Annotated in this window: 1 protein-coding gene; it reads left to right on the top strand. The window is 36.6% G+C overall.

Features of this window, described 5'->3' with window-relative positions; all coding sequences use genetic code 11:
• A partial coding sequence (locus AMS66_RS32830) for a hypothetical protein (RefSeq protein ID WP_160319732.1) occupies positions 1-344 on the top strand: 344 nt, incomplete at both ends.

Here is a 344-nt window from a genome sequence, read left to right as displayed (position 1 = left end):
TTTTTTAATGCCTGGCTGGAGATAGCAGGGAAGAGGAGTAAGGAAATTAGCACGCCTTCTTGGAACGAAGTAAATACAATGAGAGATCTATCTTTTCCAAACGTAGCTTTGAAATACAGCTTTGTTGAAAAAACCTCATCAAGTTCCATCGAGTATCACTATTTAGAAAATGAAGAAGTGTCGGCTTATAAATACGACTGCCCATATCAACATGAAAGTGCCAAACGTAATATTTATACTATGACGTCTTATACACCTCAATCAGTTGCGATACAGGTCAGAAGAAACACCCAGGATGTTGTTGAAAAGAAAGTATTACAAAAATCAGTTGAAGCATATGTGAA

It is taken from the genome of Paenibacillus xylanivorans, assembly GCF_001280595.1.
GTDB lineage: Bacteria > Bacillota > Bacilli > Paenibacillales > Paenibacillaceae > Paenibacillus > Paenibacillus xylanivorans.
This window is presented reverse-complemented; position numbering and strand designations above follow the sequence as displayed.